We start from the raw sequence: 19,249 nt of genomic DNA, 5'->3' as shown, positions 1-19,249 counted from the left end.
TTGAAACGGCATGTTGTCCGACTTGTACAACTTGAATTGACAGCCCCAAAACTGAAACGGCCCGGTCAAGAGACCGGGCCGTTCTTTATTCAGGCCGCCTTGGCGCGACGCGGGCGGCGACGTTTCTGACCGCCGGGTTTGGGTGCGCCCGAATGCTGAGGTTTGGGGCCACGACGACGGTTGCTTGGACGGCGCGGGGTCTTCTTTGGCGAGATCGCCTCGGGCATCTCACCGCCGGCGACCGGGATTTCGATTTTCATCAGCTTCTGGATTTGGCGCAGCAGGTCGACCTCTTCCGCCGAGCAGAAGGCGATGGCCTCACCCTCGCGGCCTGCGCGAGCCGTGCGGCCGATGCGGTGGACATAATTGTCGGGCACTTCTGGCAGGTCGTAGTTGATCACATAGGCGACGCCCGGAATGTCGATGCCGCGCGCGGCGACGTCGGTAGCGACGAGGACGTTGACCTCACCGGCGCGGAAGGCCTTGATGGCGCGGTCGCGCTGGCCCTGGCTTTTGTTGCCGTGGATCGAGGCGGCGTTGAAACCGTCGGCGACAAGCCCCTTCATCAGCTTTTCGGCCCCGTGTTTGGTGCGGGAGAAGACCAGCGTAAGCGCGTCCATATCTGCCGAGAGAATCTCGCGCAGTTTGGCGGGCTTTGCAGGTTTTTCAACGAAGTGGATCGATTGGGTGATCTTGTCGGCTGCTTTGCCGGGGGGTGAGACCTGCACCCGTTGCGGGTTGGTCAGGTAAGCGCGGCTGAGCTCTTCCATTTGTTTCGGCATGGTGGCCGAGAACAGCATGGTCTGGCGTGGCGTGCCAAGTTCTGGTGCGATGCGGCGCAGCGCGTGGATGAAACCCATGTCGAGCATCTGGTCGGCTTCATCCAGCACGAGGTGCTTGACCGAACCCAGATTAACCGCGCCACGCTCCATCAGGTCGATCAGGCGGCCCGGTGTAGCAACAAGAATGTCGGTGCCGCGTGACAGGAACATGACCTGTTTGTTGATCGACTGACCTCCGACCACAGTAGCGACACGGATCTTGGTCTTTTTGGTCAGGTTGCGCAGGCTGTCCGCGATCTGGTTCACCAGCTCACGCGTGGGCGCAAGGATCAGGGCCTTGGCCGTTTTTGGCGCGGGCTTGCCAGGTTGGGCCAACAGGTGGTCGATCAGCGGCAGGCCAAAGGCCAGCGTTTTCCCAGTGCCGGTTTGCGCGAGGCCAAGAATGTCGTGGCCGTTCAGGGCCAGCGGGATGGCCTGGTTCTGGATCGGGGTCGGTTGGGTGAAGTTGGCGCGTTGCAACGCGTCGTTCAGGGCAGGCGCAAGGCCCAGCATATCGAAGTCGAACAAATAACTATCCTTTGCAGCCCGAGGCAATGGCCCACGGGCAAGTCATATGGGCCGCATCCGCGACCAACAGGGTTATGCGAGACCTCGGGACGCGCAGGCGTTTCCTGCATCATCCGGTCGTCGCGTCAAGAACCCTGCGTGATGGGGAACTATGGGTGAATCGGGCGCTGTCGGGGCGGGGTGGACCCGCCAATGCTCACGCGTCAGCGCTGTGTTTGAGCGGCACATGCGCCTTGTGGTCGTGATTGTCAAGCGCTGTGTCGGGCAAGAGCTTGCGGAGGTTGCGCGATTGCCAGATACGGTTCGGAAGGTTTTATGAGTCGGACCATGACATTCAGAGCATTACAGGGGGCGGATTTAAAGACCGCCAGCATCGCCCTTGTCATCGGCGGGATGATGTGGGGGCTGTACTGGATTCCGGTTCGGTACTTCGTCGACCAAGGGCTGGACGGTCCATGGCCGGGGATCGTGATGTATACCGCCGCGCTGATCGTGCTGACGCCGTTTCTGATGCGCGAACGGCACGCTCTGTTGAAAGACTGGCGCGGGCTCATCCTCAGCGGGATGTTCACCGGAGCCGCGTTCAGCCTGTTTACCATCAGCCTGGTTTACACGGATGTCGTCCGATCAATCCTGTTGTTTTATCTGACACCGGTCTGGGGAACGATCCTTGGGATGGTGTTTCTGGGTGAGCGCCTGAGCCCTGCGCGCCTGTTGGGCTTGCTGTGTGGTTTGGGTGGCATGTTCATTGTGCTTGGCGGAGAGCAGGGGATTCCCTGGCCTCGCAATACTGGCGATTGGCTGGCTTTGATCTCGGGGATCACATGGGCAATGGGCTCACTGGGGCTTTATCGGGCGTCCGGCATTTCTGTTTCGGGGCAGGTCTTTGCCTTTATATCGGGCGCACTGGTGCTGTCTTTGCTGAGCCTTCCATTCGGCGGAGGATTGGCATCTTCGGAGATGATCGGCGATATGGTGGTGCGCATCGGTCCGTTGGCTTTGCTGTCTGTTCTGTACACATTGCCGATGTTCTTTCTGACGATTTGGCCCGCAACCAAGCTGACGCCCGCACGCGTGGGTCTGCTGCTGATGAGCGAAGTTGTGGTTGGCCTGATCTCGGCTGCGCTCTTCTCGGGCGAGCCGTTTGGGGTGCGGGAGGCATTGGGTGCGACGCTGATCGTGAGTGCTGCGTTTTTGGAGGTCATGCGGGGCTGATCGTTAACGAACCGAACGCTGGGCGTTGCGGGAATGTTGCGTAACAGATTGACTTTGCGCACTTTTATTGGTATGAATTATGTCATGCTAGAAGAAGTGGGCAACGGCCCCGGGGCGACCCGGTGGCCGTTTTTCGTTTCTCTCGTGCGGAAAAACTCACGCATGAGGTCACAGGCAAACATGACTTTGATTACCCCGGAAGAGCGGATTTCTCAGACGGCTGATTTGTTGCAGTCGCTTGAACGATCCATTCGCGATCTGCGCCAAGCAGCGGAAGAACTGCGAAAACAGATCAGTGCCGGGGAGGATGCAGACCTTGCCGGAACAGGCAAGCAACTGGGTCAGCTAGAGGGGCTGATCCGCAGTTGCCAGAAAGTGGAGACAAGCTTTGTCGAACAACATCACAGACAAGCCGGAATTGCCCAAGGGGGCTATGCGCTCGACCTTGATCGGGCACGATCTGAGATCGGGTGCAGGCTGGCTCGCCTCCGCGCCTGCTGCGGCGCAGGACAGGTTTCTGAGTGAGATCGGGGAGGGAGGGCTGTGTGCCCTCCCTTTCTTGTTCGAGTTCTGGGCGCTGCCGCATCAATTGCCGCCCGAGGGGGATTGGCGGTCGTGGGTGATCATGGGGGGGCGCGGCGCTGGCAAGACGCGGGCCGGGGCTGAGTGGGTGCGGTCTGTGGTCGAGGGATCTTTGCCGTTGGATAAGGGCGAGGCCCGTCGTGTGGGTTTGGTCGGTGAGACCTTTGATCAGGTGCGCGATGTGATGATCTTTGGCGACAGCGGGATTTTGCAGTGTTCACCGCCGGATCGTCGGCCTGTGTGGAAGGCATCCGAACGCAAGCTGGTCTGGCCCAACGGGGCCGAGGCGCAGGCGTTTTCGGCGCATGACCCCGAGGGGCTGCGCGGGCCGCAATTTGACGCGGCTTGGGTGGATGAGTTGGCCAAATGGAAGAAGGCCGGGGAGACCTGGGATATGTTGCAATTTGCGCTGCGGTTGGGAGAGCAGCCTCGGGTCTGTGTGACGACCACGCCGCGCAATGTGAAGGTTTTGAAGGCGTTGCTGGCGTCGCCGTCCACCGTACAGACCCATGCGCCGACCGAGGCGAACCGGGCCAATCTGGCGGAGTCCTTCTTGGACGAGGTGCGCGCGCGGTACGCGGGCACGCGGCTGGGGCGGCAGGAGTTGGACGGGGTGCTGCTGTCGGATGCTGAAGGCGCGCTGTGGACAGGCTCGATGCTGGAGGCGGCGCGGTGCGCGCGGGTGCCTGCGCTGGACCGCATCGTCGTGGCGCTGGACCCGGCGGTGACGGCGGGGGCGGATGCGGATGCTTGCGGGATCGTGGTCGTGGGCGCTCAGCTACAGGGGCCGCCCGAGGCGTGGCGCGCCTATGTGCTGGCCGACCGGACGGTGCAGGGCGTTGGTCCGGCGGGCTGGGCGCAGGCGGCGATTGACGCGATGGATGAATTCGGGGCCGAGCGGCTGGTGGCCGAGGTCAATCAGGGCGGGCAACTGGTGGAAGAGGTCGTGCGGCAGGTGGACCCTCTGATCCCTTATCGTGCGGTGCGGGCGTCACGCGGAAAGGTCGCGCGGGCCGAGCCTGTGGCGGCCTTGTACGAACAGGGGCGGGTGCGCCATGGGGCCGGGCTGGACGCGCTGGAGGAACAAATGTGCCAGATGACCGCGCGCGGGTTCGAGGGGCAGGGTTCGCCCGATCGGGTCGACGCGCTGGTCTGGGCGCTCCATGAGTTGGTTGTGGGGCCTGCGGGGGCGTATCGGCGGCCTAGGGTGCGGAGTTTGTGAAGCAAAATTGCATCTTCAACACTAAACAATTGCCAGATGCCTAAGATGTATATTGCCGATTTGTAACGAGTTTCAAATGGGGCGCTTGATTAGTGTCACAGGCACTAGTTGCAATTGTACGCCTTTGCGTATTCATGGAAAGCGCGTGCGAGTGTTTTGGCTTGGTATTCGGAACCCACAGAAAACTGCAGGAACGGTATTGCAACGACTTCCCCAGTCAGAAAAGTTTCGGCGGAAGCTTCGCCAGAGGCGAATGTGGTTGTTGTGCGATAACTTGTGGGTATCGGTATGGACTCCACGGCTTCTGTAAACCGAAAGAATTCCGGCGCATCGTCGTGAGCAACGAGCTTTTGGGCCCCTTCCTCAGAAACTACAACTTCCGCCATGACCCGAAAGAACAATGAACTCCCTTCGGCTTCCAACAATTTCTTTGTGGCTTCTGCGTCAGAGCCGAACAGCTCTGTCATCTCATCTCCGGCATCCACAATACTATCGACCTGAGCCAGCATGTGGTCATCAACAGGTCCTCGGTTGATGCGGAGGTCAAATCTGTCAGGAAAGGGAAGAAAGCGTACAGTATCCAGATTGTAGTTCTTTAGGTCTGCTCGCAAGACAACTCGCGTCAGAGCGATTGGTTTGTCTGGCAGACCTCGTGTCTCGAAAATGATAGATAGGTTACAACTTTTGAGCGAAACCGAACCTTCTTTGCCGACAACTTTCGTCAGCTCGCTGTTGAGGTGGTCTGCCGAGGATGATCTCAAATCCAATAAAAAAGCCACAACAGCGACGACAGCGCAGCAGGTTATTAATAATAGTCTTATCAAAGTACTTTTTTTCATAGTTTTACAACTCGATTTGCCGTCCCAACGATTTGCCATGCAGAACAATCTGAAGGTGTATTGAAAACCTCTAAACAGCCCGCCGAAATTTAACAACAGCTCCCTTTGACGAAGTTGCTGCAAATAAATGCATTGTTCGCAAAGAAGAATCCGATCTCGTAGGCAAAACTAATTGCACCAAAGGGTCGAGACCGTTGTTGCCCAACCCCCGTACGCTCCATTCCCAAGCCCTAAACTTCTTTCCATCATAACTCCTTTCAACAAGCCGGGCAGAGCGGCGGCAGAAAGGAGCACAGATGGTATTCGATTTCTTGCGTCGTGGATCGGCTGAGGCAGCGCCCGAGGCGAAGGCGAGCGCGGCGGGGCCTGTGGTGGCGTGGCAGACGGGCGGGCGCGTGGCGTGGAGCCCCAGGGACGCGGTGTCGCTGACGCGGACGGGGTTTTCGGGGAACCCGGTGGGGTTCCGCTCGGTCAAGCTGATTGCCGAGGCGGCGGCGGCGCTGCCGTTGGTGTTGCAGGATCAGGCGCAGCGGTTTGATACCCATCCGATCTTGTCCCTCATGCGCCGTCCGAATGCGGCGCAGGGGCGGGCCGAGATGATGGAGGCGATGTTCGGGCAGTTGTTGCTGTCGGGCAATGCTTATGTCGAGGCGGTGCAGGCCGACGATGGGCTGCCGGTTGAGTTGCATGTGTTGCGATCCGACCGGATGAGCGTGGTGCCGGGCGCGGATGGCTGGCCCAAGGCGTATGATTACGCGGTGGGCGGGAAAAAGCATCGGTTTGCGGCGGAAAATATCTGCCATATCAAGTCGTTCCATCCTCAGGATGACCATTATGGGTTCTCGCCCATGCAGGCGGCGGCGATGGCTATTGATGTGCATAACAGCGCGTCTCGGTGGTCGAAATCTCTGCTCGATAATGCGGCGCGGCCTTCGGGGGCGCTGGTGTGGAAGGGCGATGGCCATGGGGTGATGGCCGAGGATCAGTTCCGGCGACTGTCGGATGAGATCGAGCAGAACTATCGCGGGGCGCGGAATGCTGGCCGTCCGATGGTTCTGGAAGGGGGGCTGGATTGGAAGCCGATGGGGTTCTCTCCTTCCGACATGGAGTTTCAAAAGACCAAGGAAGCCGCCGCCCGCGAGATCGCGCTGGCCTTTGGGGTCCCGCCGATGCTGCTGGGGATCCAGGGCGACGCGACCTATTCGAACTATCAGGAGGCCAACCGGGCGTTCTATCGCCTGACCGTTCTGCCCCTGGTGACGCGGGTGGCGGCATCGGTGTCGGAGTGGCTGGCGGGGTTCTCGGGTGAGGATTTGGTGCTGAAGCCGGATCTGGATCAGGTGCCCGCGCTGTCTGCGGAACGCGATGCGCAATGGGCGCGGGTCAGCGGGGCCGAGTTCCTGAGCGTTGCCGAGAAACGTGCGTTGCTGGGGCTGCCGGAGCGTGGCGATGGGTGACGGGTATCCTCCGTTCGACTGCGCGCCGGGCTTGCGTCTGGCCGCGCATGAGCGGGTGGCCGAGATCCAGCATGCGCATCTGTGTCGGCGGTTGGATCAGATCGAAGAGATGATGGAGCGGCTGGAGAAGCGGTTGTGGCTGACGGTCTATGGTGTGGCGGCGGTGATCCTGGCGCAGGCGTTTCAGTCATTCCTTGCGGTAACGCCATAATGTCAGCGGGTTACATGGAGAAGTTCATGGAATTAGAACATAAATTCGCACGGTTCGGAGACGGTTTGTCGGTGACCGAGGATGCGGTGATCGAAGGTTACGCCAGCCGGTTTGGGCAGGTTGATCAGGGAAGTGACGTGGTGCAGCGCGGGGCGTATCGCGGATCGCTTGAGGGGCTCAAGGCCGCTGGTCAGCGGGTCAAGATGCTGTGGCAGCATGATCCGGCGCAGCCCATCGGCGTCTGGGATGAAGTGCGCGAGGACGACACCGGCCTGTGGGTCAAAGGGCGTCTGCTGGAGAGCACTCAGAAGGGCCGCGAGGCGGCGGAGCTGATCCGGGCAGGCGCTATGGATGGCCTGTCGATCGGCTATCGCACCAAACGGGCCGTGAAAAATGACAAGGGCCAGCGGGTCCTGACCGAACTGGAGCTGTGGGAGGTGTCTTTGGTGACGTTCCCGATGCTGCCCAGTGCGCGGGTGGCGGCGAAAGGTGTTGAGCCTGACGTTGAAAACACCTGGCGCAGTATTGCTGAGGTGTTTGATCACGCCCGGCAGGAGCTGGCGCGGACCTAGCGCCTCAACCCCCTAAAAAGGAAGTGCTGATGAGCAAGACCGAGACCCCGGCCTTGACCGGAGAGGGTGCGCCCCTGGTTCAGGAGGTGAAGCAGGCGATGGCTTGCTTCGTGAATGAATTCAAAGGCCTGAAGGCTGAAGTTAAAACCAAACTGCAACAGACAGAAGAGCGACTGACCATGCTGGATCGTAAATCAACCATCGCGGCGCGTCCGCATCTTGCGGCCTCGATCGAGGACGGAGCCCCGCACCAGAAGGCGTTTGATGCCTATGTGCGTTCGGGCGAGGATGACGGGCTGCGCGGGCTGGAGATTGAGGCCAAGTCGCTTTCGGCGGCGGTGAACAGTGATGGCGGATTTCTGGTTGATCCGCAGACCGCTGAGATGATCAAGTCGGTCCTGAATTCGACCGCCTCGATCCGTTCGATTGCGTCGGTGGTGAATGTCGAGGCGAACTCTTTCGACGTGTTGATCGATCACACAGATGTGGGCGCGGGTTGGGCGGATGAGAATTCGGCCACGGCTGAGACCTCAACCCCATCGATTGATCGCATTTCGATCCCGCTGCACGAGCTGAGCGCGCTGCCCAAAGCGTCGCAGCGTCTGCTGGATGACAGTGCGTTTGATGTCGAAGGCTGGCTGGCCGGTCGTATCGCCGACAAGTTCGCCCGCGCCGAGGCGGAGGCGTTCATCAATGGTGATGGTGTGGACAAGCCCAAGGGTATCCTGACCCATCGTACGATGGAAAACGGCAGCTGGGGCTGGGATAGCCTGGGTTATATCGCGTCGGGCATTGATGGTGGCGTCGATGCCGATGCGATTGTGGACGTGGTCTACGCGCTGGGCGCGCAGTACCGGGTGAATGGCACTTTCGTGATGAACTCGAAAACCGCGGGCCTAATCCGCAAGCTGAAGGACAGCGATGGCCGCTTCCTGTGGTCAGATGGTTTGGCCGCTGGTGAGCCCGCGCGTCTGATGGGCTATCCGGTGCTGATCGCCGAGGATATGCCGGATGCAGCGACCGACAGCTACTCGATTGCCTTTGGTGACTTCCAGTCGGGTTACACCATTGCCGAACGTCCCGATCTGCGTGTGTTGCGCGATCCGTTCAGCGCCAAGCCGCATGTCCTGTTCTACGCGACCAAGCGCGTGGGCGGCGACGTGAGCGATTTTGCTGCGATCAAGCTGGTGAAATTCGGCACCGCCTAAAGCGGGCTGAATCCGGGGGGCTGCAAGGCCCCTCGGGCGGCGGGCGCGGGCCGGGGTGAGATCCCCCGCGTTGTCTAGCTGCTCCCCTCCGTCCGAGCAACGTGGGGCGGCGCGTGCCCGTCAATTCCTGAAGTTACGGCCCCGGAGGGGTCCGAGATTGCGGAGTGAATGGATGATGTTGATCGAAGAAACCGCCATCGCGGATGCGGCGCTGCCGGTGGATCAGTTCAAGGCGCATCTGAGGCTGGGCACAGGCTTTGCTGAGGGCAATGTGCAGGACGAGGTGTTGAATGGCTTTCTGCGTGCGGCCATTGCGGCGATTGAGGCGCGCACCGGTAAGGTGCTGATCGCTCGTGGGTTTTCGTGGTCGCTGAACGGCTGGCGCGATGCAGCGGGCGAGGTGCTGCCGGTGGCTCCGGTGGTGGGTATCGACGCGGTGACGCTAACGGATGCGGCGGGGGGTGAGACCGTGCTTGAGGCGGCGGCTTTCCGGTTGGAGCGTGATGCGCAGCGCCCTCGGTTGCGCCCTGCGGGTTCTGCTTTGCCGACGATCAGGACCGGCGGCGCGGTGAAGATTGCTTTCACCGCCGGGATGGCTGCGGATTGGGGCGGATTGCCCGCTGATCTGGGCCAGGCGGTGCTGCTGTTGGCGGCGCATTATTACGAATATCGCGACGAGACGGCGCTGGGCGCGGGGTGCATGCCGTTTGGTGTGACCAGTCTGATCCAGCGTTACCGCACAGTGCGCTTCGGCGCAGGGGTGACGCAGTGAGCGCGCCGCGATTGAACCGCAAACTAGTGCTTGAGGCTCCGGTGCGCAGCGCCGACGGCGCGGGTGGATACACCGAGACCTGGGCCGCGCTGGGCTCGCTTTGGGCCGAGGTGACGGCGCGCAGCGGGGCGGAGCGGTCGGTCGGTGGCGCCTCGGTGTCGCGGGTTGGATATCGGATCGTAGTCCGAGGCGCACCCGAGGGATCATCCATGCGGCCCACGCCTGATCAACGGTTTGTTGAGGGGGCGCGCCGGTTCGTGATCCGCGCGGTGGCTGAACGTGACGGGCGCGGCCAGTACCTGACTTGTTTCGCAGATGAAGAGGTGGCGGCATGAGCTATGGCGTTGCAGCCGCTTTGCAGGCGGCGGTGTTTCAACAATTGGCGGGCGATGCGCAGTTCAGCGCCCTTTCGGGTGGTGCGATCTATGACGCGGTGCCTTCGGGGGTGTTGCCGCAGACCTACGTGACACTTGGCCCGGAAGAGGTGCGCGAGGCGTCGGACCGATCCGGTTCGGGTGCGGTGCATCGGTTCACGGTTTCGGTGGTGTCCGAGGCGGCGGGTTTTGGTGCGGCTAAGACGCTGGCAGGCGCGGTGTGTGACGCGCTGGAAGGTGCAGCGCTGACGCTGAACCGGGGCCATCTTGTCGGGCTGTGGTTCGAACGCGCCTCAGCCCGCCGCACTGGAACCGGCGGAGCAATCCGCCAGATCGATCTGAGATTCCGCGCCCGCGTGGAAGATGACTAAGCAATCAACGGAGAGAGCATATGGCTGCCCAGAACGGAAAAGACCTTTTGGTCAAAGTGGATATGAACGGCACCGGTCTATTCGAGACCATCGCGGGCCTGCGCGCCACGCGGATCAGTTTCAACGCGGAAAGTGTGGATGTCACCAGCCTGGAAAGTCAAGGCGGGTGGCGCGAGTTGCTCTCGGGGGCGGGGGTCAAATCGGCCTCGATCTCGGGCTCGGGCGTGTTCAAGGATGAAGGCACGGATGAGCGCGCGCGCCAGCTGTTCTTTGACGGCGAGACGCCCGGCTTTCAGGTGATCATCCCCGATTTCGGCATTGTCGAAGGCCCGTTCCAGGTCAGCAGTATCGAATATGCGGGCTCGCATAACGGTGAGGCGACCTATGAGATGAGCATGGCAAGCGCCGGTGCGCTGAGCTTTACGGCGCTCTGATGGCCAATCCGTGGACGGGCGAGGTGGCGCTGACCATCGATGGGGAGCAGCAGGTGCTCAAGCTGACATTGGGTGCTTTGGCGGAATTGGAACAAGAGCTGCGGGCGGGGTCTCTGGTCGAGTTGGTGCAGCGGTTTGAGGGCGGGGCCTATTCCAGCAGCGATGTGCTGGCCTTGCTTGTTGCCGGGCTGCGCGGTGGTGGGGCCGAGGTCACCCGCGATGACCTGCTGCACGCGGAGATCGCGGGCGGGCCGATGGCGGGGGCCAAGGCGGCTGCCGAATTGCTGGCGCGCGCCTTCATGGTGCCCGAGTGAGCGGGTTTGACTGGCCCGTACTGATGCGGGCCGGGTTCCTCGGCCTGCGTCTGACGCCGGACCAGTTCTGGCGTCTGACCCCGGCCGAGCTGCGGCTGATGCTGGGGCAGGGCGCGGGGATGCCTGCGATGAACCGGGCGGGGCTGGATGCGCTGCTGGCGGCCTATCCGGACAAGACACAAGGAGAGCGTGATGACGGATCGTGAGGGTTTTGACGACCTGCAGGAGCGGGGAGAGGCACTGGGCGATGCGCTGGGGGATGCCGCCACCATGGCCTCGGCCTTTGATGGTCAGATGCGGCGGATCAAGGCGGCGTTTGAAGAGACCGGTAAGGATGTGGCCACGCTGGAGCGCGGCATGTCCGGCGGGTTGCGCAAGGCATTTGATGGCGTGGTGCTGGACGGAATGAACCTGTCGGGCGCGCTGGATGTGCTGAAGAACTCGATGATCCGCACGGCCTATTCGGCGGCGATCAAGCCGGTGACGGATCACTTTGGCGGGATGCTGGCCAATGGGGTGGGCGGTTTGGTGCAGGGCATTTTGCCCTTTGCCGATGGCGGCAGTTTTTCCCAAGGCAGGGTGATGCCGTTTGCCAATGGTGGCATCGTCAGCAGCCCGACCATGTTCCCGATGCGCGGCGGCACCGGGTTGATGGGTGAGGCGGGTCCCGAGGCGATCATGCCGCTGGCGCGCGGCGCGGATGGCAAGCTGGGCGTGCGGACACAAGGCGGGGGCCGGGCGGTGAATGTGGTGATGAATATCTCCACACCCGATGTGCAGGGATTCCGCCGCTCGCAAGGTCAGATCGCGGCGCAGATGAGCCGCGCCTTGGGCCGTGGCAATCGCAACAGATAAGGGGAGCAAGTTATGAATTTCCATGAGGTGAGATTTCCGGCCAGCCTGAGCTTCGGCTCGGTCGGCGGGCCAGAGCGGCGCACGGATATTGTGACGCTGGCGAATGGGTTTGAGGAACGCAACACGCCCTGGGCGCATTCTCGCAGACGCTATGATGCGGGTCTGGGGATGCGGTCGCTGGACGATGTCGAGACGTTGATCTCGTTCTTTGAGGCGCGGCAGGGGCAGATGTTTGGATTCCGCTGGAAGGACTGGTCGGATTTCAAGTCGGGCGCAGCAACTGCTGAGGTCGACAAGGGCGATCAGGTGATCGCGCGCGGGGATGGCGAGACGACCGGATTTCAGCTGATCAAGACCTACAGCTCGGGTGGGTTCAGCTATGTGAGGCCGATCCTGAAGCCGGTGCTGGGCACTGTGACACTGGGGTTGGATCAGGACGCGCAGCGTGAGGGCGTGGACTTTGAGGTCGATCTGGCGACCGGGCGCGTGATGTTCTCGGCCCCGCCGCCTGAGCAGGTTGAGATTACAGCCGGGTTTGAGTTCGATGTGCCGGTGCGGTTCGACACCGACAAGATCCAGACCAGCGTGGCCAGCTTTCAGGCGGGCGACGTTCCCAATGTGCCGGTGGTCGAGGTTCGGGTCTGATGGGCGGGGACAAACAGGCGCTGCAGGCGCATTTACAAAGCGGGCTGACCACCACCTGCCGTTGCTGGGCCATCACGCGCAGCGATGGACAGGTCTATGGCTTCACGGATCACGACATGGAGCTGCGCTTTGACGATCTTGTCTTCAAGGCCAGCACCGGTTTGACGGCTGCGGCGATTGAGCAAGCGACGGGCTTGTCGATCGACAATTCCGAGGCGATGGGCGCGCTGTCTGATGCCTCGGTCCGGGAAGAGGATATCGAGGCGGGGCGCTTTGACGGGGCCGAGGTGCGGGCCTGGCTGGTCAACTGGGCCGATCCAGAGCAGAGGATGCTGCAGTTTCGCGGCTCGATTGGCGAGTTGCGGCGCGCGGGTGGGGCGTTTCATGCGGAATTGCGCGGGTTGACCGATCTGCTGAACCGGCCATTGGGGCGGATTTACCAGAAGCCCTGCACGGCTGTGCTGGGCGATAACGACTGCCGGTTTGCCCTTGAGACACCGGGCTATCGTGCCGAGGCCGTAATTGTCTCGTTGGACGGTGCGGTGTTGCGTTTGCAAGGCGCGGAGAGTTCTGACGCAGGATGGTTCGAGCGCGGCAGGCTGGATGTGCTGGACGGCGTGGCGCAGGGCCTTTGGGCGTCGATCAAGCTGGATGAACCGGTTCGAGATGGGCGGGATGTTACGGTGTGGTCAACGATCGGCAGCGGATTGGCGGTCGGCGACCGGGTTCAGCTGACTGCCGGGTGCGACAAGCGCATAACCACATGCCAGTTCAAATTCAACAACATGTTGAACTTTCAGGGTTTCCCGGATTTGCCGCATGAAGATTGGGTCATGGCCGTACCCAAGCGCAGCAGTCAGCACAGAGGGGGGAGCAGACGGTGATGCGGACAAAACAAGACATCGTGGACGAGGCGCGCGGATGGCTGGGTACGCCTTATGTGCATCAAGCCTCGGTACAAGGCGCGGGTGCGGATTGCCTGGGCCTGCTGCGGGGTGTTTGGCGCGCTGCAGTGGGGCATGAGCCCGAAGCGGTGCCAGTCTACAGCAGGGACTGGTCCGAGCCGCAGGGTGAGGAACGCATGTGGGCCGCCGCCCGTCGTCATCTGATCGAGAAATCGCCCGAGGACATGGCTCCGGGCGATGTGCTGCTGTTTCGGATGCGGGATGCGGCGGTCGCCAAACATCTGGGCATCGTCAGTGCCCATGACCCGACGCGGTTCATCCACGCTTATACAGGGCATGGGGTTGTTGAAAACACGCTGAGCGAACCGTGGCGTCGCCGCGTTGTTGCTTGCTTTGAATTCCCGCTGGAGGACCTCTGATGGCTACAATTCTTCTGTCCGCCGCCGGGGCGGCAATTGGCGGATCTATCGGTGGGTCGGTCGCGGGGCTGTCGACGGCGGTGATTGGCCGCGCTGTAGGTGCGACGCTGGGCCGGGTGATCGACAATCGCCTGATGGCAAGCCAATCCGTGTTGGGTGGCGGCAGCGAGGTGGTCGAGACCGGCCGCTTGGACCGCTTTCGCCTGACCGAAACCGGTGAAGGCGCGCCAATTGCAACGGTTTTTGGCCGCATGCGAGTTGGCGGGCAGGTCATCTGGGCCTCGGACTTTCTGGAAACCAGATCGACCTCGACCTCGACCCAAACTTCGGGTGGTGGCGGTGGCGGCAAAGGCAAGCCGAAGCCCGTCGAAGTGACGACGACTACGACGACCCATAGCTATAGCTATTCGGTATCACTGGCGATTGCTGTCGGCGCAGGCGAGGTTGCGGATGTCACGCGCGTTTGGGCCGATGGCGAAGAGGTTGAGCGTAGAACGCTGAACATGCGGATCTATCACGGGGATCATGAGCAATTGCCCGACCCGCTAATCGAAGCGGTTGAAGGGGCAGGAACGGTGCCTGCCTATCGCGGCACGGCCTATGTGGTGATCGAAGATCTGGCGCTAGCCCCCTTTGGCAACCGGGTGCCGCAGTTTTCGTTCGAGGTGGTGCGGCAGGAACAGGACGGAATGCCGGATGCCGAAGATGCCTTGTCTCGGGCCATCAAGGGTGTGGCCTTGATGCCGGGGACGGGCGAATACGCGCTGGCGGCGTCACAGGTCAATTACACCAAGGGCCGGGGACGCAGTTGGGCAGCGAATGTCAATTCGCCGTCAGGCAAGTCCGATCTTGTGACCTCGACCCGCGCGCTGAGCCGCGAATTGCCGGGATGCGAGGCGGCCTCGTTGATTGTGTCGTGGTTCGGTGATGATTTGCGCTGCGGAGAATGCCAGATCCGCCCCAAGGTCGAGCGCAAGAATATCGAAGGCGCAAACATGCCCTGGAGCGTTTCGGGCCTGTCCCGCGCGGCGGCAGGGCAGGTCAAATGGGAGGATGGACGCCCGGTCTATGGCGGCACGCCGGCGGATAGGGCGGTCGTGCAGGCGATCCAGCACCTGAAAGCCCAAGGCAAACGGGTCATGTTTTACCCGTTCATTCTGATGGAGCAGTCCGAGGGCAACGGCCTGCCCGATCCCTGGTCGGATGCGCCGGATCAGCCGCATTTGCCATGGCGGGGGCGGATTACGCTGGATGTTGCTCCGGGGCGGCCGGGCTCACCCGATCAGACAGCCGATGCGGATACGCAGGTGGCGGCGTTCTTTGGCACGGCGCGGGCCTCGCACTTTACCGTCGGCAGCGGGAACGTGTCTTACAGCGGCCCCGGTGAATGGGGCTTGCGGCGGTTCATTCTGCATTACGCGGCCTTGTGTAAGGCGGCGGGCGGCGTTGAGTCGTTCTGTATTGGCTCGGAAATGCGCGGGCTGACGCAAATCCGGGGCGCGTCGGGTTTTACGGCGGTTGAGGAGCTGCGGTCTCTGGCGGCAGACGTGCGCGCGATCTTGGGGCCGGAGACCAAGATCGGCTACGCCGCTGACTGGACCGAGTATTTCGGATATCAGCCGCAAGACGGCAGCGGAGACCGGTATTTCCACCTCGACCCGCTATGGGCCGATGAGAATATCGATTTCGTCGGTATCGATAACTATATGCCGCTGTCTGATTGGCGGGATGGCGCCTCGCATCTGGATGCCGAGGTGTCGAACGGGTCGATCTACGATCTGGACTATCTGCGCGGCAATATCGAAGGCGGCGAGGGGTATGATTGGTACTATGCCTCGCCCGCGGAAGCTGAAGCGCAGATCAGAAGCCCGATCACGGATGAGGCGCATGGCGAACCATGGGTCTGGCGGTACAAGGATGTCCGTAACTGGTGGGCCAACCGACATCATGAGCGGATCGGAGGCGTACGGCAGGAAACCCCAACGGATTGGGTGCCGGAGACCAAGCCGATCTGGTTCACCGAACTGGGCTGTGCAGCCATCGACAAGGGGACCAACCAGCCGAACAAGTTTCTTGACCCGAAATCATCGGAATCGGATTTGCCGAATTATTCCAACGGTGTGCGGGACGACTTTATCATGGTTCAGTACCTCCGGGCCATCCTTGGCTATTGGGGTGATCCTGAAATCAACCCGGTCTCGGACATCTATGGCGGTCCGATGGTGGACATGTCGAACGCCTTTGTCTGGGCCTGGGATGCGCGTCCGTTTCCAACCTTCCCGAACCTGCGGTCGCAATGGTCGGATGGAGATAACTATGCGCGTGGGCATTGGCTGAACGGGCGATCCGGGTCGCGGACTTTGGCCTCGGTCGTGACTGAGATTTGCCATGCAGCGGGGGTGACGGCGATTGATGTGTCCGAGCTCTTCGGTGTGGTGCGCGGATACGCGGTTGAGGACGTAATGAACGCCCGGCAGGCCTTGCAGCCGCTGATGCTGCGCTATGGGTTCGATGCGATCGAGCGGGACGGGGTTCTGAAGTTTAGAACCCGCGATGGGCGTCGGGCCGTTGACATTGACCCCGAGCAGATCGCCATCAGCGCAGATATCGACGGGTCGGTAGAACATCGGCGCGAGGCTGAGGCCGAGATGACCGGGCGTGTGCGTCTGCGGTTCGTTCAGTCGGATGCAGATCACGATGTGGTCGCGGAAGAGGCTGTTCTGCCGGATGACAAAACCCATGCGGTTGCGGTCAACGAAATGCCTCTGTCGATGACCCGCGCCGAGGGGCGGCAAACGGTCGAGCGCTGGCTGAGCGAATCCCGCATTTCGAGAGCGACGGCGCGCTTTGCTCTGCCGCCATCGCTGTTGAATGTCGGGGCCGGGGATGTGGTGCGTCTGCCGGATGCCGGGGAAGGAGCCCTTTATCGGATCGACCGGTTGGAACAGGCCGAGATGCAGTTGGCGGATGCGGTACGCATCGAACCCGACGTTTATACGCCTTCTGATGTGCTGGATGATGTGGTGGCGGCCAAGCCGTTCATCGCTCCGGTGCCGGTTCTGCCGGTGTTCCTGGACCTGCCATTGATCACCGGGTCGGAAGCGCCGCACGCGCCCTATCTGGCAATCTCGGCCGAGCCGTGGCCCGGTAACGTGGCTGTCTATTCGGCCGCTCAGGATGAGGACTATACGCTGCATCAGGTGATCGCTGGGCAGGCGGTGATTGGGTTCACTGAAACGCCATTGCGACGCGCTGGCGCTGGGCTTTGGGATGAAGGGGCGCCGCTGCAGGTCAATCTGATCGATGGCGTGCTGGAGTCTCGTCCCCGCTCGGCGCTTCTAAGCGGGGCAAATCTGGCCGCCATCGGAGATGGGACGCCGGGCAATTGGGAAGTGTTTCAGTTCTCGGATGCGACCTTGCAGGAGACTGGTATCTACAACCTGTCTGGCCGATTGCGCGGGCAGCTGGGGACAGATGCCCTGATACCTGATGTCTGGCCTGAAGGGTCCACCTTTGTGCTGCTGGATGAACGTGTCTATCAGACCGGATTGCTGCGGACCGAACGGCGTGTGGCAAAGCATTATCGCATCGGTCCTGCAACCCGCGGCTATGAGGATCCGGCCTATGTGCATCAGGTCGAAGCGTTTGATGGTAACGGGTTAAGACCATATGCGCCGGCGCATCTGCGAGTCGCTGGGTCTGCCGCTGGCGATGATATATCATGGGTGCGCCGGACACGGATCGATGGCGACGATTGGGGTGCGCTGGACGTGCCTTTGGGGGAAGAAAGCGAATCCTACTTGATCCGGGTCTTCGCCGACGGAGCGTTGGTGCGTGAAACGGTCGTGAGCACTCCAGCGTGGCAGTATTCTACCGCGATGAAAGCCGATGACGGGGTGTCTGGGCCTTACGACATTACAGTCGCGCAGGTTTCGGCGACCTACGGGCCCGGGGCGTTTGCACGCCTTTCGGTCGGCGTACAGTGAGGCCGGTTCTGCATGGAGACATCAGCGCGGCGGCGCGGGCCTTATTGGCCGTGCCGCTGCCCGAGCGTGACAGGCTAAGTACGCTTATGATAACTGAGGCAGAGACGGCAGATCAGCATGTCGCCCGGACCGGGCGGCTGCATCCTATTTACGGAAATGGCTCACTTATGGCGGCTGCGCGCAGCCGACCTCTGGCAGATGAGCCGAGATTCGACGATCTGGATTATTGTCAGTGTTTCGAGATAGTTCTGCGAAAATTGATCCGGTATCAGACTAACCAGAGGCGCAGCTGACGCATTTTGAGGCAGCGAGGTCCAATTCCAGCCGTCCGCGTGCGATTTCCTCGCCGCAGTCCTCGCAATAACCGAATTCGCCTTCATCCATTCGGATCAGAGCGGCCTGAAGCCGATGCACTTCGGTGTCGCGCCGGGCTTGCTGTGCCTTGGCCATGGCCTGATTTTGCAACGCATCCATTCGGCTAAGCCTACCCACTGCCTGTTGATCCAGTTCCACCACGGATTGCGCGTCCTGTCCGGCGGCGGATTGTGCCTCGAGATCGCTTAGCCGCTGGCTGATAAGCTGTCTGAAATGTTCAAGATCGGCCGAGTTCATTTTTTGTTGTAATGCATATCAAGGGTTTGCGTTTGGCATTTTTACGACTAGATGGCTATTCTAAGCGCAGCAAAGGATGAAAAGCCATGTTTGAAACGCGCAGCCGAGTGACACCTGTGGACCCTGTTTGGGATCGCATCACTTCTGAGGCCCACGCCGCAGTCGAAAAAGAGCCCTTGATGGGTGGGTTGGTGCATGCCTGTATCCTGCACCATCGCAGCCTGGAAAGGGCGTTATCTTATCGTATTTCGGCGAAGCTGTGTTCGAACGAGATGTCGATGATGGTGCTGCGCGAGATCGTGGATGAGGCCTATGCCGATGACAATTCACTGATCGAGGCAGCGCGCGCCGACCTGATGGCCGTCTATGAGCGCGATCCGGCCTGCCACCGTTTGCTTCAGCCGATCCTTTATTTCAAAGGGTATCAGGCGATGCAGGCCTATCGTGTGGCGCATTGGTTATGGAAGAAGGGGCGGCATGATCTGGCTTATTTCTTTCAGATGCGCTCATCCGAGATATTCGGGATCGATATCCATCCTGCGGCCCGCATTGGGAAAGGCATCATGATCGACCATGCGCATTCTATCGTGATCGGCGAGACTGCGGTTGTGGGTGACAATGTGTCGATGCTGCATTCGGTGACGCTGGGCGGGACCGGCAAGGAAGAAGAACAGCGCCATCCCACCATTGGTGACGGCGTTCTGATCGGCGCGGGCGCCAAGGTGCTGGGTAATATCGAGGTCGGCCATTGCAGCCGTATCGCCGCCGGATCGGTGGTTCTGCAAGAGGTTCCGGCGTGTACGACCGTTGCTGGTATTCCCGCCAAGATCGTGGGCGAGGCCGGGTGCGATCAGCCGTCGATCTCGATGGATCATATGCTGGGGAAAGACCAGTAATTAATAGTTAA

The 19,249-nt window shown here is 61.3% G+C and carries 22 protein-coding genes; 19 read left to right on the top strand and 3 right to left on the bottom strand.

Annotated elements, in window-relative coordinates:
* Positions 1-89: 89 nt before the first annotated feature.
* Entirely contained in the window at positions 90-1,349 is a 1,260-nt protein-coding gene (locus ACR0B3_RS09520; protein ID WP_480808852.1) for a DEAD/DEAH box helicase, read from the bottom strand.
* A gap of 327 nt (positions 1,350-1,676) precedes the next feature.
* Here ACR0B3_RS09520 and ACR0B3_RS09515 point away from each other — a divergent pair, with 327 nt between their 5' ends.
* Together ACR0B3_RS09515 and ACR0B3_RS09510 are read left to right on the top strand one after the other, a co-directional pair.
* Positions 1,677-2,564: a DMT family transporter gene (locus ACR0B3_RS09515; protein WP_480808851.1), complete on the top strand. Its 888-nt coding sequence runs from the start codon at positions 1,677-1,679 to the stop codon at positions 2,562-2,564.
* Between the two features lie 433 nt (positions 2,565-2,997).
* Positions 2,998-4,368, top strand: coding sequence for a DNA-packaging protein (locus ACR0B3_RS09510; protein WP_480809122.1), 1,371 nt, complete (start codon positions 2,998-3,000; stop codon positions 4,366-4,368).
* Positions 4,369-4,472: 104 nt separating this feature from the next.
* Here ACR0B3_RS09510 and ACR0B3_RS09505 read toward each other — a convergent pair whose 3' ends face one another.
* Positions 4,473-5,246 carry a hypothetical protein gene (locus ACR0B3_RS09505; RefSeq protein WP_480808850.1) on the bottom strand — a complete coding sequence of 258 codons (774 nt, stop codon included), beginning with the start codon at positions 5,244-5,246 and terminating at the stop codon, positions 4,473-4,475.
* Positions 5,247-5,503: 257 nt separating this feature from the next.
* Between ACR0B3_RS09505 and ACR0B3_RS09500 the strand changes: the two genes are divergently transcribed.
* The 16 genes from ACR0B3_RS09500 to ACR0B3_RS09425 all read left to right on the top strand — a co-directional run bounded on the left by ACR0B3_RS09500 (position 5,504) and on the right by ACR0B3_RS09425 (position 18,023).
* Positions 5,504-6,664, top strand: a complete 1,161-nt coding sequence (locus tag ACR0B3_RS09500; RefSeq protein ID WP_480808849.1) for a phage portal protein — start codon at positions 5,504-5,506, stop codon at positions 6,662-6,664.
* Positions 6,657-6,875, top strand: a complete 219-nt coding sequence (locus ACR0B3_RS09495) for a GTA head formation protein, RCAP_rcc01685 family (protein WP_170724052.1) — start codon at positions 6,657-6,659, stop codon at positions 6,873-6,875. Before ACR0B3_RS09500 ends, ACR0B3_RS09495 begins: the two co-directional genes overlap by 8 nt.
* Positions 6,876-6,901: 26 nt before the next feature.
* The gene (locus tag ACR0B3_RS09490; RefSeq protein ID WP_480808848.1) at positions 6,902-7,447 is read left to right on the top strand and encodes an HK97 family phage prohead protease; all 546 of its coding nucleotides are present in this window, start codon (positions 6,902-6,904) and stop codon (positions 7,445-7,447) included.
* 29 nt (positions 7,448-7,476) lie between these two features.
* Positions 7,477-8,655, top strand: coding sequence for a phage major capsid protein (locus tag ACR0B3_RS09485; RefSeq protein WP_480808847.1), 1,179 nt, complete (start codon positions 7,477-7,479; stop codon positions 8,653-8,655).
* A gap of 172 nt (positions 8,656-8,827) precedes the next feature.
* The gene (locus tag ACR0B3_RS09480; RefSeq protein WP_480808846.1) at positions 8,828-9,427 is read left to right on the top strand and encodes a head-tail connector protein; all 600 of its coding nucleotides are present in this window, start codon (positions 8,828-8,830) and stop codon (positions 9,425-9,427) included.
* Complete coding sequence (locus ACR0B3_RS09475; RefSeq protein WP_480808845.1) at positions 9,424-9,762, top strand: phage head closure protein; 339 nt, start codon at positions 9,424-9,426, stop codon at positions 9,760-9,762. The genes ACR0B3_RS09480 and ACR0B3_RS09475 overlap by 4 nt, the downstream gene beginning before the upstream one ends.
* On the top strand, positions 9,759-10,172 hold the full coding sequence (locus tag ACR0B3_RS09470; protein WP_480808844.1) for a DUF3168 domain-containing protein: 414 nt from the start codon (positions 9,759-9,761) through the stop codon (positions 10,170-10,172). Before ACR0B3_RS09475 ends, ACR0B3_RS09470 begins: the two co-directional genes overlap by 4 nt.
* A gap of 20 nt (positions 10,173-10,192) precedes the next feature.
* Positions 10,193-10,606: a phage major tail protein, TP901-1 family gene (locus ACR0B3_RS09465; protein ID WP_170374021.1), complete on the top strand. Its 414-nt coding sequence runs from the start codon at positions 10,193-10,195 to the stop codon at positions 10,604-10,606.
* A complete protein-coding gene (locus tag ACR0B3_RS09460) occupies positions 10,606-10,920 on the top strand; it encodes a gene transfer agent family protein (RefSeq protein WP_480808843.1) in 315 nt (104 codons plus the stop codon). Before ACR0B3_RS09465 ends, ACR0B3_RS09460 begins: the two co-directional genes overlap by 1 nt.
* On the top strand, positions 10,917-11,126 hold the full coding sequence (locus ACR0B3_RS09455) for a rcc01693 family protein (RefSeq protein WP_170374019.1): 210 nt from the start codon (positions 10,917-10,919) through the stop codon (positions 11,124-11,126). The genes ACR0B3_RS09460 and ACR0B3_RS09455 overlap by 4 nt, the downstream gene beginning before the upstream one ends.
* Positions 11,113-11,775 (top strand): phage tail tape measure protein, encoded by a 663-nt coding sequence (locus tag ACR0B3_RS09450; protein ID WP_480564070.1) that lies wholly within the window; start codon positions 11,113-11,115, stop codon positions 11,773-11,775. The genes ACR0B3_RS09455 and ACR0B3_RS09450 overlap by 14 nt, the downstream gene beginning before the upstream one ends.
* Before the next feature lie 12 nt (positions 11,776-11,787).
* Positions 11,788-12,420, top strand: coding sequence for a phage distal tail protein, Rcc01695 family (locus ACR0B3_RS09445; protein ID WP_480808842.1), 633 nt, complete (start codon positions 11,788-11,790; stop codon positions 12,418-12,420).
* Positions 12,420-13,304, top strand: coding sequence for a DUF2163 domain-containing protein (locus ACR0B3_RS09440; RefSeq protein WP_480808841.1), 885 nt, complete (start codon positions 12,420-12,422; stop codon positions 13,302-13,304). Before ACR0B3_RS09445 ends, ACR0B3_RS09440 begins: the two co-directional genes overlap by 1 nt.
* Positions 13,304-13,744: an NlpC/P60 family protein gene (locus ACR0B3_RS09435; protein WP_480808840.1), complete on the top strand. Its 441-nt coding sequence runs from the start codon at positions 13,304-13,306 to the stop codon at positions 13,742-13,744. Before ACR0B3_RS09440 ends, ACR0B3_RS09435 begins: the two co-directional genes overlap by 1 nt.
* Entirely contained in the window at positions 13,744-17,730 is a 3,987-nt protein-coding gene (locus ACR0B3_RS09430) for a baseplate multidomain protein megatron (protein WP_480808839.1), read from the top strand. The genes ACR0B3_RS09435 and ACR0B3_RS09430 overlap by 1 nt, the downstream gene beginning before the upstream one ends.
* Entirely contained in the window at positions 17,727-18,023 is a 297-nt protein-coding gene (locus ACR0B3_RS09425; RefSeq protein ID WP_480808838.1) for a DUF7742 family protein, read from the top strand. Before ACR0B3_RS09430 ends, ACR0B3_RS09425 begins: the two co-directional genes overlap by 4 nt.
* Here the strand turns inward: ACR0B3_RS09425 and ACR0B3_RS09420 are convergent.
* A complete protein-coding gene (locus tag ACR0B3_RS09420) occupies positions 18,004-18,342 on the bottom strand; it encodes a TraR/DksA C4-type zinc finger protein (protein ID WP_170686148.1) in 339 nt (112 codons plus the stop codon). The genes ACR0B3_RS09425 and ACR0B3_RS09420 overlap by 20 nt on opposite strands.
* Positions 18,343-18,428: 86 nt before the next feature.
* On the opposite strand from ACR0B3_RS09420, the gene cysE reads away from it, so the two are divergent.
* Complete coding sequence (cysE, locus tag ACR0B3_RS09415) at positions 18,429-19,238, top strand: serine O-acetyltransferase (protein ID WP_170758423.1); 810 nt, start codon at positions 18,429-18,431, stop codon at positions 19,236-19,238.
* Positions 19,239-19,249: the final 11 nt, after the last annotated feature.

It is taken from the genome of Ruegeria sp. CE9, assembly GCF_056537425.1.
The sequence above is the reverse complement of the archived record's forward strand: the minus strand, read 5'-3'. Positions and strand labels throughout refer to the sequence as shown.

What these genes read in the sequence shown, in the direction of transcription:
- ACR0B3_RS09515 (WP_480808851.1), top strand. Translation starts at nt 1,677, where the DNA reads ATGACATTCAGAGCATTACAGGGGGCGGATTTAAAGACCGCCAGCATC.
- ACR0B3_RS09510 (WP_480809122.1), top strand. Translation starts at nt 2,998, where the DNA reads ATGCGCTCGACCTTGATCGGGCACGATCTGAGATCGGGTGCAGGCTGG.
- ACR0B3_RS09505 (WP_480808850.1), bottom strand. Translation starts at nt 5,246, where the DNA reads ATGGCAAATCGTTGGGACGGCAAATCGAGTTGTAAAACTATGAAAAAA.
- ACR0B3_RS09500 (WP_480808849.1), top strand. Translation starts at nt 5,504, where the DNA reads ATGGTATTCGATTTCTTGCGTCGTGGATCGGCTGAGGCAGCGCCCGAG.
- ACR0B3_RS09495 (WP_170724052.1), top strand. Translation starts at nt 6,657, where the DNA reads ATGGGTGACGGGTATCCTCCGTTCGACTGCGCGCCGGGCTTGCGTCTG.
- ACR0B3_RS09490 (WP_480808848.1), top strand. Translation starts at nt 6,902, where the DNA reads ATGGAATTAGAACATAAATTCGCACGGTTCGGAGACGGTTTGTCGGTG.
- ACR0B3_RS09485 (WP_480808847.1), top strand. Translation starts at nt 7,477, where the DNA reads ATGAGCAAGACCGAGACCCCGGCCTTGACCGGAGAGGGTGCGCCCCTG.
- ACR0B3_RS09480 (WP_480808846.1), top strand. Translation starts at nt 8,828, where the DNA reads ATGATGTTGATCGAAGAAACCGCCATCGCGGATGCGGCGCTGCCGGTG.
- ACR0B3_RS09470 (WP_480808844.1), top strand. Translation starts at nt 9,759, where the DNA reads ATGAGCTATGGCGTTGCAGCCGCTTTGCAGGCGGCGGTGTTTCAACAA.
- ACR0B3_RS09465 (WP_170374021.1), top strand. Translation starts at nt 10,193, where the DNA reads ATGGCTGCCCAGAACGGAAAAGACCTTTTGGTCAAAGTGGATATGAAC.
- ACR0B3_RS09460 (WP_480808843.1), top strand. Translation starts at nt 10,606, where the DNA reads ATGGCCAATCCGTGGACGGGCGAGGTGGCGCTGACCATCGATGGGGAG.
- ACR0B3_RS09450 (WP_480564070.1), top strand. Translation starts at nt 11,113, where the DNA reads ATGACGGATCGTGAGGGTTTTGACGACCTGCAGGAGCGGGGAGAGGCA.
- ACR0B3_RS09445 (WP_480808842.1), top strand. Translation starts at nt 11,788, where the DNA reads ATGAATTTCCATGAGGTGAGATTTCCGGCCAGCCTGAGCTTCGGCTCG.
- ACR0B3_RS09440 (WP_480808841.1), top strand. Translation starts at nt 12,420, where the DNA reads ATGGGCGGGGACAAACAGGCGCTGCAGGCGCATTTACAAAGCGGGCTG.
- ACR0B3_RS09435 (WP_480808840.1), top strand. Translation starts at nt 13,304, where the DNA reads ATGCGGACAAAACAAGACATCGTGGACGAGGCGCGCGGATGGCTGGGT.
- ACR0B3_RS09430 (WP_480808839.1), top strand. Translation starts at nt 13,744, where the DNA reads ATGGCTACAATTCTTCTGTCCGCCGCCGGGGCGGCAATTGGCGGATCT.
- ACR0B3_RS09420 (WP_170686148.1), bottom strand. Translation starts at nt 18,342, where the DNA reads ATGAACTCGGCCGATCTTGAACATTTCAGACAGCTTATCAGCCAGCGG.
- cysE (WP_170758423.1), top strand. Translation starts at nt 18,429, where the DNA reads ATGTTTGAAACGCGCAGCCGAGTGACACCTGTGGACCCTGTTTGGGAT.